Source organism: Rhodococcus sp. NPDC059968, from assembly GCF_042738615.1.
GTDB lineage: Bacteria > Actinomycetota > Actinomycetes > Mycobacteriales > Mycobacteriaceae > Rhodococcus_F.
Genome location: NZ_JBHWUE010000011.1, coordinates 14979 through 29731 on the forward strand (window position 1 = coordinate 14979; position 14753 = coordinate 29731).

Annotated in this window: 16 protein-coding genes and 1 pseudogene; 4 read left to right on the plus strand and 13 right to left on the minus strand. The window is 68.4% G+C overall.

Translation table 11 applies throughout. The annotated features are described in order from the left end of the window. Position 1: 1 nt before the first annotated feature. Entirely contained in the window at positions 2 to 304 is a 303-nt protein-coding gene (mftB, locus tag ACFWAY_RS12635; RefSeq protein ID WP_080578158.1) for a mycofactocin biosynthesis chaperone MftB, read from the minus strand. A 2-nt stretch (positions 305 to 306) separates the two neighbouring features. Continuing rightward, positions 307 to 402: a mycofactocin precursor MftA gene (gene mftA / locus ACFWAY_RS12640; protein WP_005573048.1), complete on the minus strand. Its 96-nt coding sequence runs from the start codon at positions 400 to 402 to the stop codon at positions 307 to 309. Between the two features lie 133 nt (positions 403 to 535). Between mftA and mftR the strand changes: the two genes are divergently transcribed. Together mftR and mftM are read left to right on the plus strand one after the other, a co-directional pair. Next, positions 536 to 1159, plus strand: coding sequence for a mycofactocin system transcriptional regulator (mftR, locus tag ACFWAY_RS12645; RefSeq protein ID WP_378455260.1), 624 nt, complete (start codon positions 536 to 538; stop codon positions 1157 to 1159). A 38-nt stretch (positions 1160 to 1197) separates the two neighbouring features. Next, a complete protein-coding gene (mftM, locus tag ACFWAY_RS12650; RefSeq protein WP_378510834.1) occupies positions 1198 to 2022 on the plus strand; it encodes a mycofactocin oligosaccharide methyltransferase MftM in 825 nt (274 codons plus the stop codon). Between the two features lie 5 nt (positions 2023 to 2027). On the opposite strand, the gene ACFWAY_RS12655 is transcribed toward mftM, so the two are convergent. From ACFWAY_RS12655 to ACFWAY_RS12670, 4 genes and pseudogenes are all read right to left on the minus strand, one after another. After that, the gene (locus ACFWAY_RS12655; protein ID WP_378510835.1) at positions 2028 to 3311 is read right to left on the minus strand and encodes an HNH endonuclease; all 1284 of its coding nucleotides are present in this window, start codon (positions 3309 to 3311) and stop codon (positions 2028 to 2030) included. Between the two features lie 135 nt (positions 3312 to 3446). After that, positions 3447 to 3644, minus strand: a complete 198-nt coding sequence (locus tag ACFWAY_RS12660; protein ID WP_378455257.1) for a hypothetical protein — start codon at positions 3642 to 3644, stop codon at positions 3447 to 3449. Positions 3645 to 3728: 84 nt separating this feature from the next. Beyond that, positions 3729 to 4259 (minus strand): annotated as a pseudogene (locus ACFWAY_RS12665) (DUF6226 family protein); the annotation flags it as partial. 261 nt (positions 4260 to 4520) lie between these two features. Further along, positions 4521 to 4892, minus strand: a complete 372-nt coding sequence (locus ACFWAY_RS12670; protein WP_378510836.1) for a DUF664 domain-containing protein — start codon at positions 4890 to 4892, stop codon at positions 4521 to 4523. A gap of 219 nt (positions 4893 to 5111) precedes the next feature. Between ACFWAY_RS12670 and ACFWAY_RS12675 the strand changes: the two genes are divergently transcribed. Beyond that, entirely contained in the window at positions 5112 to 5414 is a 303-nt protein-coding gene (locus ACFWAY_RS12675) for a putative quinol monooxygenase (protein ID WP_378510837.1), read from the plus strand. A 42-nt stretch (positions 5415 to 5456) separates the two neighbouring features. After that, positions 5457 to 6029: a putative immunity protein gene (locus tag ACFWAY_RS12680; RefSeq protein WP_378510838.1), complete on the plus strand. Its 573-nt coding sequence runs from the start codon at positions 5457 to 5459 to the stop codon at positions 6027 to 6029. On the opposite strand, the gene ACFWAY_RS12685 is transcribed toward ACFWAY_RS12680, so the two are convergent. The 7 genes from ACFWAY_RS12685 to ACFWAY_RS12715 all read right to left on the minus strand — a co-directional run bounded on the left by ACFWAY_RS12685 (position 6016) and on the right by ACFWAY_RS12715 (position 14684). Beyond that, positions 6016 to 7680: an ABC transporter permease gene (locus ACFWAY_RS12685; protein WP_378510839.1), complete on the minus strand. Its 1665-nt coding sequence runs from the start codon at positions 7678 to 7680 to the stop codon at positions 6016 to 6018. The genes ACFWAY_RS12680 and ACFWAY_RS12685 overlap by 14 nt on opposite strands. After that, complete coding sequence (locus ACFWAY_RS12690) at positions 7677 to 8612, minus strand: ATP-binding cassette domain-containing protein (protein ID WP_378510840.1); 936 nt, start codon at positions 8610 to 8612, stop codon at positions 7677 to 7679. Before ACFWAY_RS12690 ends, ACFWAY_RS12685 begins: the two co-directional genes overlap by 4 nt. 70 nt (positions 8613 to 8682) lie before the next feature. Beyond that, the gene (locus ACFWAY_RS12695; RefSeq protein WP_378510841.1) at positions 8683 to 9369 is read right to left on the minus strand and encodes a response regulator; all 687 of its coding nucleotides are present in this window, start codon (positions 9367 to 9369) and stop codon (positions 8683 to 8685) included. Then, entirely contained in the window at positions 9366 to 10706 is a 1341-nt protein-coding gene (locus ACFWAY_RS12700) for a histidine kinase (RefSeq protein ID WP_378455248.1), read from the minus strand. The genes ACFWAY_RS12695 and ACFWAY_RS12700 overlap by 4 nt, the downstream gene beginning before the upstream one ends. Positions 10707 to 10710: 4 nt before the next feature. Continuing rightward, positions 10711 to 11898 (minus strand): iron-containing alcohol dehydrogenase, encoded by a 1188-nt coding sequence (locus ACFWAY_RS12705; RefSeq protein ID WP_378455247.1) that lies wholly within the window; start codon positions 11896 to 11898, stop codon positions 10711 to 10713. Positions 11899 to 12036: 138 nt separating this feature from the next. Continuing rightward, complete coding sequence (locus ACFWAY_RS12710) at positions 12037 to 13575, minus strand: VWA domain-containing protein (protein WP_378510842.1); 1539 nt, start codon at positions 13573 to 13575, stop codon at positions 12037 to 12039. 2 nt (positions 13576 to 13577) lie between these two features. Then, positions 13578 to 14684 (minus strand): AAA family ATPase, encoded by a 1107-nt coding sequence (locus tag ACFWAY_RS12715; RefSeq protein WP_378510843.1) that lies wholly within the window; start codon positions 14682 to 14684, stop codon positions 13578 to 13580. Positions 14685 to 14753: the final 69 nt, after the last annotated feature.

Sequence of the window (14753 nt, forward strand, 5' to 3'; positions counted from 1 at the left end):
GTCAGGCGGGGACGATCATGTGCGACTCGGCCAACGTGCCGAGCGCTCGCGCATACTGCGCGGCAGTGTCGTCCCCGATACCCTGCGCCCGCAGTGCGGACCGGGCGTCGGCGTGTGAGGGAAGGGCTTCGACCACCGCGACGATCGTGCGGTTCTTCAGGAACGACAGCTTGCGCGTCCCGAAGTGGTAGAGCAGCGCCCCGAAAGGTTCGGGACGCAGCGCCACCTGCGGATGAAGCTTCCAGCCCACATCGAGATCGATACCGGCGTTGCCGGCCACTGAAGCAGAAGCTGGAGCGGACATGATCAGTACACGCCGCACATGCCGTCGATCGAGACCTCTTCCACCAGGGATTCCTCCACCAAGTCGTTTTCCAGCACGTTGTTGTCGCGATCCGACATGATTTCCTCCTACTGTTCGGCGATACGGCGCGAGCCGGAGGGATGTTCCCCGTCATAGGAGACCGTCCCTGTGACTCGCCTCACCACTGTAATGGCATCGAGTGCAGAATGACAGATCGGGAGGGAACGAAAATTGAGAAGTCGTCGAAAACCATCCAGTCGGATAGGGCGACGCCCGTCCACAACGCAGGATCGGATCAGTACCGTCGGGATCGAACTGTTCACGGAACAGGGGTTCGACGCCACCAGCGTCGACGAAGTCGCCGAAGCGTCCGGCATCGCCCGGCGCACCCTTTTCCGCTACTTCCCGTCCAAGAACGCGATCCCGTGGGGAGACTTCGACGCCCACCTCGCCGAAATGCGCGCCCAACTCGCAGCGCAACCCGATGACATCCCGATCGTCGACGGGCTCACCGCAGCACTCCTGCAGTTCAACGCGTTTCCCGAGAGTGAGGAAATCAACCACCGCAAGCGCATGGGGCTGATCCTGCGAGTCCCCGCCCTGCAGGCGTATTCGGTGGTGATGTACGAAGGGTGGCGCAACGTCATCGCCGAGTACGTCGCGAGCCGGCTCGGAACCTCATCGACCGACCACGTTCCGCGGACAGTCGGCTATCTCCTACTCGGCGTAGCGATGTCGGCGTACGAGCAGTGGCTCGACGACGATTCGCTCGAACTGAACGAACTACTCGCCAGCGGAATGCAATCGCTCTACGATGGGCTGAGTTCCCTCGGCGAGCCCGACACCCGAACCTGACCCACTCCCGCCATCACCTCTCGGCAAGGTTGCTTCGAATGACTTCCACTCTCGACACACCCGCTTTCGACTCTCTCGCACCCTGCGAATCCGGACTGTGGTCACATGGTCACGTCACGGTCGAGCGGGTCGCAGGCGGGCCGCTCACACTCACCCGCGACGGCGACCAACTGCGAGTGACGCACGCCCTGACGCCCGACGATCTGAGCGAACGACTCGTCGCCTCGGTCACCGCATCCATCGAGGACGCAGACTTCGGTCAGGACGAATTCGAATCGACCATGGTCGGACTGGTCCGCTCCACCGTCAACGGTGCGCTCGAAGCGTGGACCGTCTACTACCGCAACTCCCTGGACGAACTGCTGGACGGCACCGCCGACTTCGCACCGATCCACGAGAAGGCGGAACAACTGGTCCGCGGCTCCGTCCTCGACCTCGGGTCGTGCTTCGGATTCCTTCCGCTGCGACTCGCCCGCGCAGGGCGGTCCGTCACGGCGACCGACATCCTGCCCGGCACCATGACCCTCCTCGACGCCGTGGCACCGGAACTCGGACTCGATCTGCGCACCCTCGTGTGCGACGCCGCGCACGTGCCGGTTCCCGACGACAGCGCCGACACCGTCACCGCCATCCACCTCCTCGAACACGTCGACGAAAACATCGGGGCCGCAGTGATATCCGAGGCGCTCCGCGTTGCCCGCGACAGGGTTGTCGTCGCCGTCCCGTACGAGGACGAGGCGACGGCCTGCCACGGACACATCCGCACCTTCGACACCCCATCGCTCACGAAGCTCGGCGAATCGACGGGACGCCCGTTCGAGGTGTTCGAGCACCACGGCGGGTGGCTCGTCATCGACTGCTGACCACCTCACGATGCGCGCAGGTGTGCAGGCGCCGGTAGCGGTGGGGCCGCCGAGCGGTAGTGGTGTCCGGTCGGCGTGCCGAGGTCGATGAGGTGGGTGCGGCCAGGGTTCTGTACTGGGCGGGCGGTCCATCCGTCGCCTTCCTTCGCATAGTTGCACGCTTCGCACAGCCCGGACCCGTTGTCCGCCAACGTCGCACCGGACTTGCCGTGTGAGCGAATGTGGTCGTGATGGCGGATCGGCGCATCACACCACGGAGTCCTGCACGTCTGATCCCGCAGATCGATCAGCTTTCGCAGACTCTTCGGGAACGTGCGCGACTGCGACTCCATCGCCGTCAACGCACCCGACTGCGGGCACGAATACACTCGCCGCAACGACGTCTCGGTGTCACTATCGACGGCGTCGGCCACCAGCCGCCGCGCAATCCCCGCCGGCACCGGCCCGAACCCCTGCAACTGCGCGGCCTCATGCCCGCCTGCCAGCAGCACCTCGTCCGAGAGCACCAGATTCACCGCCACCGGAACACCCGACGCCAACGAGGCTCCGGTGCCGCGTGCGAACAACAAGTCCACCATCACCTGATTGCGGGTACGGCCACCGCTGTTCCCGGTCGCGATGAGACTGTCCGCATCCCGACCCAACGTGGCCTGCAAACACACCGCCTGCTCGACCGGCATCAACACACTCAGGTACGCCATCGAATCCGGTGCCGGGCGCGTCGTCACCCGACGCTCGGACTCGGCCTTGCGATGCCGGGCCACGACCGCGGCGGCGTCGAGTTCCACCGCCAATCCCTTCGCCCGTGCGATCAGACCACGGTCGCCGACGCCGACGAGAGTGGCCGGGTCCGAGCACAACCGGCGGTCGACGATTCCCCGATCTGCCGCCGACAGGCACGCCGTTTCCCGCACGAGCAACGTCGCACGCCATTCGTTCAACCGGCCGGTCCGCAACATGGCCAACGTGTGCGGCATCTCGTGCACCAGAGCCTGCGCGAACCCCAGATGTCGACCGCCGCGGTTCGGGGACTCCCTTCGCGCCAACGCAATCTGCGACCCAATGCCGCGGCCCCACTCGGACTGCGGAAGTCGCCGAGCCCTGCGGTCCGCACGAATACTCGTCGCGACATCGTCCGTGATCACCGCCTGCACCGCACACCCGACAGACTTCAACGTCTCGATCGCGTCGATCAGATCAATGCCCAATCCCGCGTCGCCACTCGCCGCCTCGGCACATTGCAGCCGCGCCGTGAATGTGCGTAATTCTTCGAGCAGTATTGCCCCCACAACCAACCTCCCCCAAGGTCGTTCGAAACTTTGTTCGATCTAGCAACCGAACGCGACCAGAGCAATGGGTTCCGACGTCGCGGTCAATACAGGTACGCGTTCGACCATCTCCCCGGTGTCGGAACCGCGCGAAGGTCACGCGGCAGCGCCGGGCCCGGGAAGGTCGTCGACGTCGCCGGCCTGCATCGACTCTCCGCAGTCGGTGCAGCGCAGGTCGACTCGGCCCAGCTCGCCGCAGTACATCACGAAACCGGCAGCGCCGCTGTTCGTCCTCAGCCACCGGCCGGGCCGCAGATGGCGGCCGCCAGAGCTGATCAAACTGGGCTGGCGCACGCCGTCGCGGCCGCCCGCGACGCCACCGAGGGAAGGACTCTGCCCATCCTGCTCGGTGCCGGCCGCCTACTTCCACAGCTGCCTTCAGCGGCGCGGTGACCAGGGCCGCGAGTGACCATCGGCCGGCGGTTGCACCGGCCGGGCGCGCAATTCGTTCACGTCCGCCACCGACAGCGTCCTGGTTCCGTGCCGGCGCCAGTCGTCGCCCTCCCATGAGAACTCGAGAACAGCGCGGGGCCGGCCGGTGATCCGTTCGGACAGCCGCCCGGCGGTGAGCGCCTCCGTATTCTCGGCTAGCTCGCGCAGAACGTACTCCGCGTCCTCGTCGCACGCGTCGCAGCCACACGCCGGGAGCGCGAAGTCCTGCCACGCTCCCGCACGCAGGTACAGGCCGGGAAACGACGTGAAGGTGATCGTCAGTGGAGCCTGATCCCGCTGAACGGGAGTGATCGTCACCAATTCGAGGGTCGCCACCGTCCGCGACTCCGACGGCGGCGCGGACGCGCGGTCGACAGCGACATCGAACCGACGACCGAGATCGGCGATCAGAGCCTCGGCCGCCGGGATCAGCGGGGCGAACCGCTCCGGATTCGTCACCCGCCCGTACGCTTCCTCCGGTGGGTCCGCCGCAACCCCGGTCCCTTTCGCCTCGGTCGGCGCTCACGGTGGGCGCCACGAAGGTCCATCGTCGCGAAAACTGTCGACGGTCGGCAACCGATTTACCGCGGGCGCCGACCACCGTTGAGCACAGGCGTATGCCGTAGGACTAACGAAATCCGATGCCGCACCGACAGAAGCAACATACGGACCCGAAGGAGTACCCGATGACCCACAGGATCCGCAGGTTCCTCGCCGGCGCGGCCGCGTCGTCCACCCTCACCGCCGCGGTGGTCGCGGCGGCGGACTGTCACACCGGCACCACGCCCAGATCGGGCACTCGCACTGCACGGCGCACGGCGCACAGCGTATGGTCTGCGCCCCATCGGCGTGGGCGTCGAGCACGGATGCGATGGTGTCGGCCCGGGTGAGGGTGAACGACTGGCCCGGGGTGCTCGCGATGCCGATCTCCCGATACGAGCGACCGGTCACCGCCTGGTCGAACCACACGCCCTCGACGTCGGTGACGTGTTTGACCAATCCGAGCAGCGTCGTCTTCGAGCGCACCAGACGCCGGCGCGCTTGCTCGTCGTCCAGACCGTCCACACTGCCGCGCAGGGCGGCCCGGTACCCGTCGAGTAGTTCGTCCAACCGGCGACGGAGATCGTCAGTCCGCCCATGCCGGGCATGATAATCGCCCCCACGCGGCCGACATATCAAATCTGCTGTGCTGCGGCGACAACGACCGCGATGAGTTTCGCGCGCGCATGCTGTCTGTACTGGATGAGCGGTGCTGTGGCGAAGACGCGTCCCGGCCCGACGTACACCCGACCGGCTCGACACGAGGACGCCAGGAAGAGGAGCGAACCCATGGTCATCGTCGCAGGACACATCACCGTCGAACCGCAGCAGCGCGATTCCTATATCGCAGGCTGCGTGAGCGTCGTCGAACAGGCCCGCGGCGCCGCGGGCTGCCTCGACTTCGCCATCTCCGCCGACCTGATCGACCCCGGTCGCATCAACGTCTTCGAGCGCTGGGAGTCGCAAGCGGCGGTCGACACTTTCCGCGGCAGCGGCCCGAGCGACGAGCAAGGCGCGGACATGCTGTCGGCGTCGGTAGCCGAGTACGACGTCGCCGACGTGCGGGCCCTGTTCGGGGAAGACACAGCGTGAACGCGCGGCACGGCTCCGGCCCCGATGGTCGAAAATGGAACGATGGCAGGGGAAGCGAACGAGATCGTTCTGAGCAAGCAGGAACTTCGTGAGGTCACCGCGTTCGCCGTGGAGTGTGCGGAGGTGGTCCTCGAGATATTCGAGGCCGATCAGCCGCACGACCCGCGGCCCCGAGACGCGATCACGGCTGCGTGGGAATTCGCGCGGGGTGGAGAACGTGGCAAGTCTCTGCGCGACACAGCGTGGGCGGCGCTCGCGGCAGCCAAGGGCACGGACACTGCGGCTGCGCGCGAGGCAGCGTGGGCAGCGATGTCTGCGGCAGGCGCCGCCTATCTGCATCCGTTGGCCAAGGCCACCCAGGTCAAACATATTCTCGGAGCAGGCGCTCACGCGGCCAGAGCCGCCGAGCTCGTCGCCGGTGACGACTGGACCGTCGGTGCCGGTCACGTCGAGCACGCGGCGCTTCGTGCGACACCGGTCGTCGTCGACGTGCTCGAACGCTTCCCGGCGGCACCGGGAGGCGGTGGACGGCTCGGTGAGTTGATCCGCGAGCTGGACACCGACCTTCGGCGCCGATCGCCGGCCCAGCCTCCTGGTTCCGCTACGAGTTCGTGAGGTCGCGGCGACGGAACAGCACCACTCCGACGGCACCCACGCCGACCGCGATCACCGCGAGCCACATCAGCGGAGTGGCCGTCACGTCCGCGGCGGGAACGGGCGGGACGTGCGTGAACGGCGACAGATCGCGGACCGCCTGAGGCAGCCCGAGCAGTGATCCGAGGAAACCGAAGATCAGGCAGACCGCGAGCACACCCCAGGAGAGCCCGGCCGACCAGGCCGGGACGCCGCCGAACACCAGCACCACCAATGCCGCGACCACCCCGATCGCCGGTACGAAGACGAGGGCGGCCCCCGCGAGGTGCACGACCTTCCCCGGCGCGTCCTCGGTCACCAGACCGTACGCGAGCCCGGTCGCCGCCCCGGTCAGCGTCTGCAGGACGACGATGCCGACGGTGACCAGGCCGACGTGCGCCAGCATCCACCGCGGACGCGAGACCGCTGTCGCGAGAACGGGTTCGAGTCGCCCCGCCGACTCCTCTCCGCGCATCCGCAGCAATGCCTGGACGGCGTAGCCTGCGACCGCGATCGCCATCATGCCGAAGATCGCGGCGAAGTAGGCGTCGACCATGTTCGTGGTGCCGCCGCCGAGCTGTTCCATCATGTCGGCCACCTGCTCACCCTCGCCGAGGAAGTCGTCGATCTGGTCTGCAATCGCGCCGTACACCACGGCGAGGACGGCGATTCCGAATGCCCACCAGAACAGGATCGTCCGTTGTATCCGCCACGCCGATCCGACCGCCGTCGGCAGCGAACGGGACGCGCGGGCGGGGCCCGGGCGGGTCGGCACGAGCCCCGAGCCGACGTCCCGGTGCTCCGTGAGGGCGAAGCCGACCGAGCCGACCGCGAGTGCGAACACGGCGGGCAGCGCCAGAACCCACCATGCGTTGTCGTCGTACGGACGGACCTGCTCGGCCCAGCCGATCGGCGACACCCACGTCGGCCAGCCGCTCACCACCCGCGTGCCGTTGTCCGTCACCGTGCCCGTCATGTCACCCACCGCACGCAACAGGAATGCCACGCCCAGGGCGGCCCCGGCCAGTCCGTTGGCGGTGCGGGCACTGTCCGTCACCTGCGCCGTCACCGCGGCGATCGCCGCGAACGCGATACCGGCACCGGCGACAGCCGCGCCGAGCGCCACCGACCCGTCCAGTGGCAGACCCGCCGCCACCAGCACGACGACGTTGAGCAGTCCGAGAGCAAGGTTCGCACCGACCGCCACCACCAGGGCCGCGGTGAGCAGTGCCTTCCGGCCCACCACGGCGGCCTCGACGAGTTCGGCGCGGCCGGTCTCCTCGTTCTGGCGGGTGTGCCGCACGACCAGCAGGGTGGTCATCAGGCCGGCGGCCAGCGACAGAGGCATGACGATCTGGCAGGCGAGCACGGCGCCGGCACTGTACCCCGATACGAGACCGTTGGTTGCCAGCGCGACCGGCGACGCCGCAGTGGCCATCGCGAAACTGCGCAGGTCGGGCTCCGTGGGGTAGAGGCCGAGCACGCTCGACGCCGAGAACGCCTGCAGCGCTGCGAGAGCGAGCAACCACACCGGTAATTGGATGCGGTCGCGGCGCACCGCGAGCCGCACGAGCCGGGCGGTTCCCGCGTACTGGCCGCGGCCCGCCGTCGACGGTGCCGTCACCGTGCTCATGACGTCCGCGTCCCCGACTCGGCCCGCCGATGGTTCTCGCCCTCTCGGGCCAGTTCGTCCCCGTAGTGCCGGAGGAACAACTCTTCCAGCGTCGGTGGCGTCGACGTCAGCGACGTGATCCCGAACGTCAGGAGATGGCGCAGCACCCCGTCGATCGCGCTGGTGTCCACCTCGCACCGGGTGTGCTGGCCGTCGACCCGCACGTCGTACACCCCCTCGACGGCCTCGAGTCCGGTCACCGGCCGCTGCGTATCGGCGGTGATCGACGTGCGCGTGAGGTGACGCAGTTCCGCGAGGGTGCCGGTCTCCACGGTCCGGCCCTCGCGGATGATGCTCACCCGATCGCACAGCGCCTCGACCTCCGCGAGGATGTGACTCGACAGCAGGACGGTCTTCCCCGAGTCGGACATCTCCTCGACGCAGTCCTGGAACACCGACTCCATCAACGGATCCAGCCCCGACGTGGGTTCGTCGAGCACGTACAGTTCGACGTCCGACGCGAACGCAGCCACCAGCGCGACCTTCTGCCGGTTGCCCTTCGAGTACGTGCGCGCCTTCTTCGTCGGATCGAGTTCGAACCGCTCGAGGAGTTCCGCGCGCAGCGGCTCGTCCAGCCCGCCGCGCAACCCGGCGAGGAGATCGATCGCCTCGCCGCCGGTGAGATTCGGCCACAGGTTCACGTCACCGGGAACGTAGGCGAGCCGCCGGTGCAACGACACCGAGTCGCGCCACGGGTCGCCGCCCAGGAGGCGGGCACTGCCCGAGTCCGCGCGCAGCAGGCCGAGCAGTACCCGGATGGTTGTCGACTTGCCGGACCCGTTGGGGCCGAGGAATCCGTGCACCTCCCCCGTCCCCACCTCGAGGTCGAGGCCGTCGAGTGCGCGGGTCGGCCCGAACGTCTTGACGAGATTCTCCACCGAGATCGCAGCCATGCTGGGGACGCTACGCCGGTTCGCGGATGGTCACGACGGGTTCCGCGGCCCCCGCCGCGACGGGGCCGGATCAGATCAGACCGAGTTTGCCCGCCTCGTACACGGCCTCCGCACGGCGGCCGACGTCGAGCTTGCGCATGATGTTGCTGACGTGAAATTTCACCGTCGTAGCCGAGATGAACAGCCGCTCACCGATTTTCGCATTCGAAAGCCCCTTGGCCAGGAGTTGCAGGACCTCGAGTTCACGCTCGGTGAGCCCGTCACGCGGCGTCGTCTGCCCGTTGAGCGAGCGAATCACGGCCGACGCGCTGCGTGAATCGAACGCGCTCTCGCCGCGGGACACGGCGCGGATGGCGCGCACCAGTTCGGTGGTGTCGACGTCCTTGACGACGTATCCGCGGGCGCCGGCGTGGATCGCGCGGACGACGAGTTGCTCGTCGAGAAACGTGGTGAGCACGAGCAGACCCATCTTGCCGTCCGCGGCGGACAGTTGCGCGCACAGTGCCAGCCCCTCGTAGTCGGAGGCCGCCGACAACTTCAAGTCCATCAGCACGACATCCGGCGCGACGTCACCGACGACGGCCAGCGCCTCCTGCATGGACGACGCCTCCCCGACCACCTCGAGATCCGGCTCCCGCTCGAGGACGGAACGCAGACCCTGACGGAGAATCGCGTGGTCGTCGACGAGCACGAGCTTCACCACCGAGATGGGGCGAGCGGACCCGGTCTGGTCACGCACCGAGGTTCGTATGGTCATCGGTCCACCTCACTGTCGGAATGTAACGGGATCCGGGCAGCCACCCGGACTCCGCCGATCCTGGCCCGCGCCACTTCGAGGGAGCCGCCCAACTCGGCTGCCCGGGCCTGCATGTTCGCCAACCCGCGGTGGTGCCCGTCGAGGTCGTTGTTCGCCGCCATCCGCAGCATCAGGCGCATCCGCTTGGGATCTCCGTCTCCGTCGTCGGCGACGGAGAGCAGCACCGAATCGGCCGAATACGTGAGCCGCAGGACGGCGCGCGTCGCGTTGGCGTGGACCGCCGCGTTGAACAGCGCCTCACCGGCGATCCTCAGCAGCGCATGTTCCCGGTCGCTGGACAGCTCGGCCGGGGTGCCGCCGACCCGGACGGTCACCGCGAGTTCGTCGGGCATGTGCACCACCCCGAGCTGCTCGAGCATCTCGGGCAGGGACGTCCGGTCGGAACCACCGGAGTGATTGAGCGCGTAGATGGCCGAGCGCAACTGCTCCACGGCGCGGCGCGTCAATTCCTTTGCAAGATCGAGCCTCTCGCTGCGTTCGTCGTCCGGCACACCGCTCCGGCACACCTCGATCTGCATGCCCGCCGACAGCACCGCCTGGGTGACGCTGTCGTGGAGTTCCCGGGCGATCCGGTGCCGTTCCTCGTCGAGCACCTGGTGCCGGTGGGCCGCTCCGAGTTGACGCTGGGTGGATTCGAGTTCGGCGTTGCGCACCGCGAGATCGGAAGCATTGCGACGCGCCTCCGAGTACGCGTGCTCAGCCCGCTCGAGCAGCAGCTGACCCCGCTGGTAGAGCGCCGAATTCTGCAGTGCCACGGCGGTCTGGCTCGCCAGGATGCTGAGAACTGCGCCGTCGGTGGTGTCGAGCGTGCGGTGCTCGGCCGTCCAGGCCGCGAAGGCTCCCACGACGCCACCCTCGAGGATGATTGGTACGAAGGCATGGTGCGCGTCGATGACGGGAGCGTCCCCGGTACGCGCGGACCGGATGTCGGCCAGACACGTCACGACCTCATCGGGCAGCGGTGGGCCCTCGACGTTGTCGACGAGGAACGGCGTCGCGTCCGGCCCTAGGACGAGCCGGCGCGGGCCGGCGTCGGGCAGCATGCCGTCGGCGAGGGCGAACGCGACCCATTGCGCGTCCAGGTGGGCCCGGGCCGCCTCGGCGACCGCGCAGATGAGGGTCTCGGGGCCGTCCACCGTGCGGACGAGGGCCCGCGAGATGAGTTCCAGTGCGTGGACGACACGTTCGAGACGTTCTGCGGCGCCGCGATATTGGGGGTAGAACGTCGGCTTGCCGGACCGCAGTCCGGTGAGCGTCGACAGGTCCGGGGCGTTCATGCGCTCACAGCGCAGTCCGGAACAACGCCACCATCTGCTCGTGGGTGGCCGTGCGCGGGTTGGTGGACATGCACGCGTCGCGGAGCGCGAACTCGGCCAGGCGTGACAGATCCTCTTCGCGAACTCCCAACTGTCCCAGACCTTTCGGCACTCCTACCTCGCGGGCGAGGCGATCCACCCGGTCCGCGACCGCCAGAGCAGCCTCCTCGGGTGTTCCGCGGCGCTCCTCGAGACCGAGAGCAGCGGCGATGGCGACGAACGGAGTGGCGTCGTCGGTGGCGTTGAATCGGATGACGTGCGGGAGAAGGATGCCGTTGATGACTCCGTGCGGCAGGTCGAGCAGTCCCCCGACCTGATGGCTCATCGCGTGCGCGGCACCGAGGATCGCGTTGGTGAACGCGAGGCCGGCTTCGAGACTCGCCTGCGCCATGACGGCGCGCGACTCCATCTCCATCGGCTCCTCGATGGTGCGGACCAGGGTGTCGGTGACCAGCCCGACGGCGCGGAGCGCGTGGTGGTCGGTGAGCGGGTTGTGTGCCAGCGACACGAACGCCTCGATGCCGTGAGTGAGGGCATCCAGGCCGGTCGCGGCGTTGAGCCACTCCGGCATGGTGGTGAGCAGCCGGGGGTCGATGACGGTCACGTCCGGCACGAGCGCGCGGCCGATGATGGTGATCTTGGTGCCCCGCCTCGTGTCCGTGACGATGCAGAACTGCGACACGTCGGCGCCCGTGCCCGACGTGGACGGCACCATCACCAGCGGCGGAATCGGACTGGTCGCCTGGTCGACTCCCTCGTAGTCGAGGATATTGCCCCCGTTCGCGGCGAGCACCGCGATGCCCTTCGTCGCGTCGATGACGGAGCCGCCGCCCAGGGCGACGAGGACGTCGCACTCCCCCTCGCGATACGCGTCGTGCCCGGCCGCGATCTCGTGGTCCTTGGGGTTGGGCGTCAGCGCACTCCACACGACGGGGGTGAGGCCCTGTTCGCGCAGCTGATCCTGGAGTTCGGCCGCCCAGCCCGCGTCGATCAGACCCGGATCGGTGACGAGCATCGGCCTCGAACCGCCGAGTCGGAGTACCGCGTGCGCGGCCTCGACCATCGACCCGATACCGAACACGATCTCGGGTGCGTGGAATTTCACCAGTCTGCCCGGGGCGGTCGTGCGGGTGGACGGATAGGACACGGACAAGTCGACACTCCTCCCGACACCTGTGTGCATGTGATCCAGATTACAGACTCTGACCCAGACCTTACGGTCCGGGACGAGCTCCCACACCCACCGAAGGACAGGTACGGTACCTACCCGATCGGGTAGGTAGCAGGGATCTCACCGCAACGCGTGCCCCAGTTCGGCGGCGCGGGCCATCAGCTGGGCAGCATCCCGCGCGACGACGACACGGTCGCAGATTTCCGCGTACTCCGGCATCGCGCACGACGCCTGATTCCAGTACCGCTCGGGTTCCGGGGTGATCCACGCCAGCCGGTGCACCTTGCGACGCAGTTCGGCGAACTCGTCGACACCCGGCGGCAGGCCGTTGCACCGCCCGTCGCCGACGACGACCACCGAGGTGCGGGAGTTCACGTCGGTGCCGAACTCGGTCAGCACGTCGGAGAACACCCGGCCGTAGTCGCTGCTCGCCTCCAGATCGATGCGCGGGTCGGCGAGCACGGACGCGAGCGCGTCGTCGTCGGCCCCGGCGAGGAGGGTGTCCGTGACGTCGACGGGGCGGTCCACGAACGCCAGGACCTGGCAGCGGCTCGCCCGGCGATGCATCGCCTGGGCCAGCCGGAGGGTGAAGGCGGTGACGGGTCGTACCGACAGCGACACGTCCGCGAGGATCAGCACCCGCACCCGGTCCGGGCGGGGCGCCTTCACCATGAGGTGGAAGGGTATGCCCTCGGTCCGCAGGCTCGCGCGCACGGTCCGGCGCATGTCGAGCCGGCCCCGCGCCAGTTCGCGCGGGCGGGGACGCGACGGCCCGCGCATCCGCCGAAGCACCTCGTAGCACGCCTGATTCACTTCCGCGCGGGTCGTGGCCGCCACGGTCCCGCTCGTGGTCTCCGGTCCTTCTGCGGGTCCGGCGGTGAGGTCCCGGGCGTCCGCCAGCGCGCCGACGAAGGCCTCCACCGCCTCCGCCAGCCGGTTCAACTGGGCCGCGGTGAGAGGTTCGGCCCCATCGGAATCGGCGTAGACCTTGCTCGGGTCGTAGGCGTCGAGCCACGCGAGAATCGACTCCGGATCGTCCCAGGACAACGATCCGACGACGGCACCGCTCGTCGACGACGCCAGGTCACCGACGGCGGTACTCGCCGCCCGCTCGACCTCCACCGTGTAGGTGACACCGCGTCGTCCGGACTCCGCTTCCGAATCGACGGACAGATCCGCGTCGCTCGACGTCATGCTGACATCGTCGTCGTCCTTGTGGGGGTTGAACCCCTTCTGCGCCTCGGGGGTGTCGAAGTGGTCGCCCACCTCGGCGGCGCGCTCGTTGTATTCCGCGTACCGGGCGGTCTCCGCGTTGTCCGCCACCTCCAGCGCGGAGGGCAGACCCTCCGCGAACTCGGTCCGGGACGGCGCACGCACGTCGTCGGGTGACGCGTCGGCGGCCGATTCGAAGAATACGTCGAAGGCGCGGTCGAAACCCGCCTGCTCGTACGTATATTTCGCGCACACCGCACGCAGCGACGCCCTCAGCGTGGGCAGGTCCCGGCCGCCGACCAAGCCGAACACCCGGCGAACCTCGATGACCTCGGCAGGAGACGCGGCGACGCCGTAGCGGCGCAACACTTTTCCGAAGGACGCCGAGAGAACGTCGAGGAGTTGCGCGGGAAGAGACGGGGAGGGGTCGGGCTGCGCGCGGAGCATCGTCAGCGCCTGCCCTGCCGACCCGCGCCGATGCCGCCACGGTCGCGGCCACCGTGCCCGCGGAAGACTGCGGTGGTGGTGTTGGCCGGCCGCGATGCGACCGTCACCCGCTCCACGGGCCCGGCCGGAGCGGTCTCCTGATCGTCCGCCGGGAAAGGCTGGTCACCGGACAGCCGGGTGCGGACCAGTTCGACGTCGCTGGTGTACTTGAGCAGGGCGGTGAGCAGGATGTCGCGGACCGCGGCCTGCGAACTCACGGCCACCCCCGTCGACTTCAGGACCACCGCCGCACGGGCCGCGTCGATGACCTCCGCGATGGACGGACTCTTGCGGAGCGGCAACTGCCGCAACGTGCGAGCCAGATCCACGACGTCCGCCGCGACGGCCTCCTCGACCTCGGGGGCCTTGGCCGTCACGATGTCCCGCTCACGCAGCGGTGTCGGGTAGCCGAGGTGGTAGTGCAGGCAACGCCGCTTGAGTGCGGGCGAGAGTTCGCGAGTGTCGTTGGACGTCAGGATCACCCACGGCGCCGACCGCGCGGCGAACGTCCCCACTTCGGGGATGGTGACCTGCCCCTCTGCGAGAACTTCGAGGAGCAACGCCTCCATCGATTCCTCGGTGCGGTCCACCTCGTCGACGAGCAGCACCACTGGTTCCGGTGACAGGATCGCCTCGAGCAGCGGACGGACCGACAGGAACTTCTCCGAATACAAACCGAAATCCTGCGCGGCCAGGAACTGCGACGCCTCGGCGACGTCGTCGAACGCGGCCATCTTCTCACTGATGCGGTCTCGCAACATCTGTACGTGCAGAAGCTGTTTCGCGTAGTCCCACTCGTACAGGGCCCGGTTGTCGTCGAGACCTTCGTAGCACTGCAGACGGACGAGCTTCCGCCCCGACGCCTCGGCCAGCGACTTCGCCAGCTCGGTCTTGCCGACGCCGGCCGGCCCCTCCAGGAGCAGCGGACGTTCTAGCGCCGTCGCCAGGTGGACGACCACCGCGAACTCGTCGTCGACGATGTAGTCGACCTCGCGCAACGCCGCCTTCAGTTCCGCGCCGTCGGCGAAGCGGATGTCCACCGGTTCCGGGGCTGTGTGCGGTGCAGTCATGATCGGGGCGTCCGTCCTTCGTCAGCGGTGTGGTGGTGGAAACGCATCCGGGGCGGGGCCGGGCTGGGG

Coding starts and splice junctions, on each gene's coding strand:
- mftM (WP_378510834.1), top strand. CDS start 1,198: ATGACTTCCACTCTCGACACACCCGCTTTCGACTCTCTCGCACCCTGC.
- ACFWAY_RS12715 (WP_378510843.1), bottom strand. CDS start 14,684: ATGACTGCACCGCACACAGCCCCGGAACCGGTGGACATCCGCTTCGCC.
- ACFWAY_RS12685 (WP_378510839.1), bottom strand. CDS start 7,680: ATGAGCACGGTGACGGCACCGTCGACGGCGGGCCGCGGCCAGTACGCG.
- ACFWAY_RS12710 (WP_378510842.1), bottom strand. CDS start 13,575: ATGCTCCGCGCGCAGCCCGACCCCTCCCCGTCTCTTCCCGCGCAACTC.
- ACFWAY_RS12675 (WP_378510837.1), top strand. CDS start 5,112: ATGGTCATCGTCGCAGGACACATCACCGTCGAACCGCAGCAGCGCGAT.
- ACFWAY_RS12695 (WP_378510841.1), bottom strand. CDS start 9,369: ATGACCATACGAACCTCGGTGCGTGACCAGACCGGGTCCGCTCGCCCC.
- ACFWAY_RS12690 (WP_378510840.1), bottom strand. CDS start 8,612: ATGGCTGCGATCTCGGTGGAGAATCTCGTCAAGACGTTCGGGCCGACC.
- ACFWAY_RS12700 (WP_378455248.1), bottom strand. CDS start 10,706: ATGAACGCCCCGGACCTGTCGACGCTCACCGGACTGCGGTCCGGCAAG.
- mftB (WP_080578158.1), bottom strand. CDS start 304: ATGTCCGCTCCAGCTTCTGCTTCAGTGGCCGGCAACGCCGGTATCGAT.
- ACFWAY_RS12680 (WP_378510838.1), top strand. CDS start 5,457: ATGGCAGGGGAAGCGAACGAGATCGTTCTGAGCAAGCAGGAACTTCGT.
- mftA (WP_005573048.1), bottom strand. CDS start 402: ATGTCGGATCGCGACAACAACGTGCTGGAAAACGACTTGGTGGAGGAA.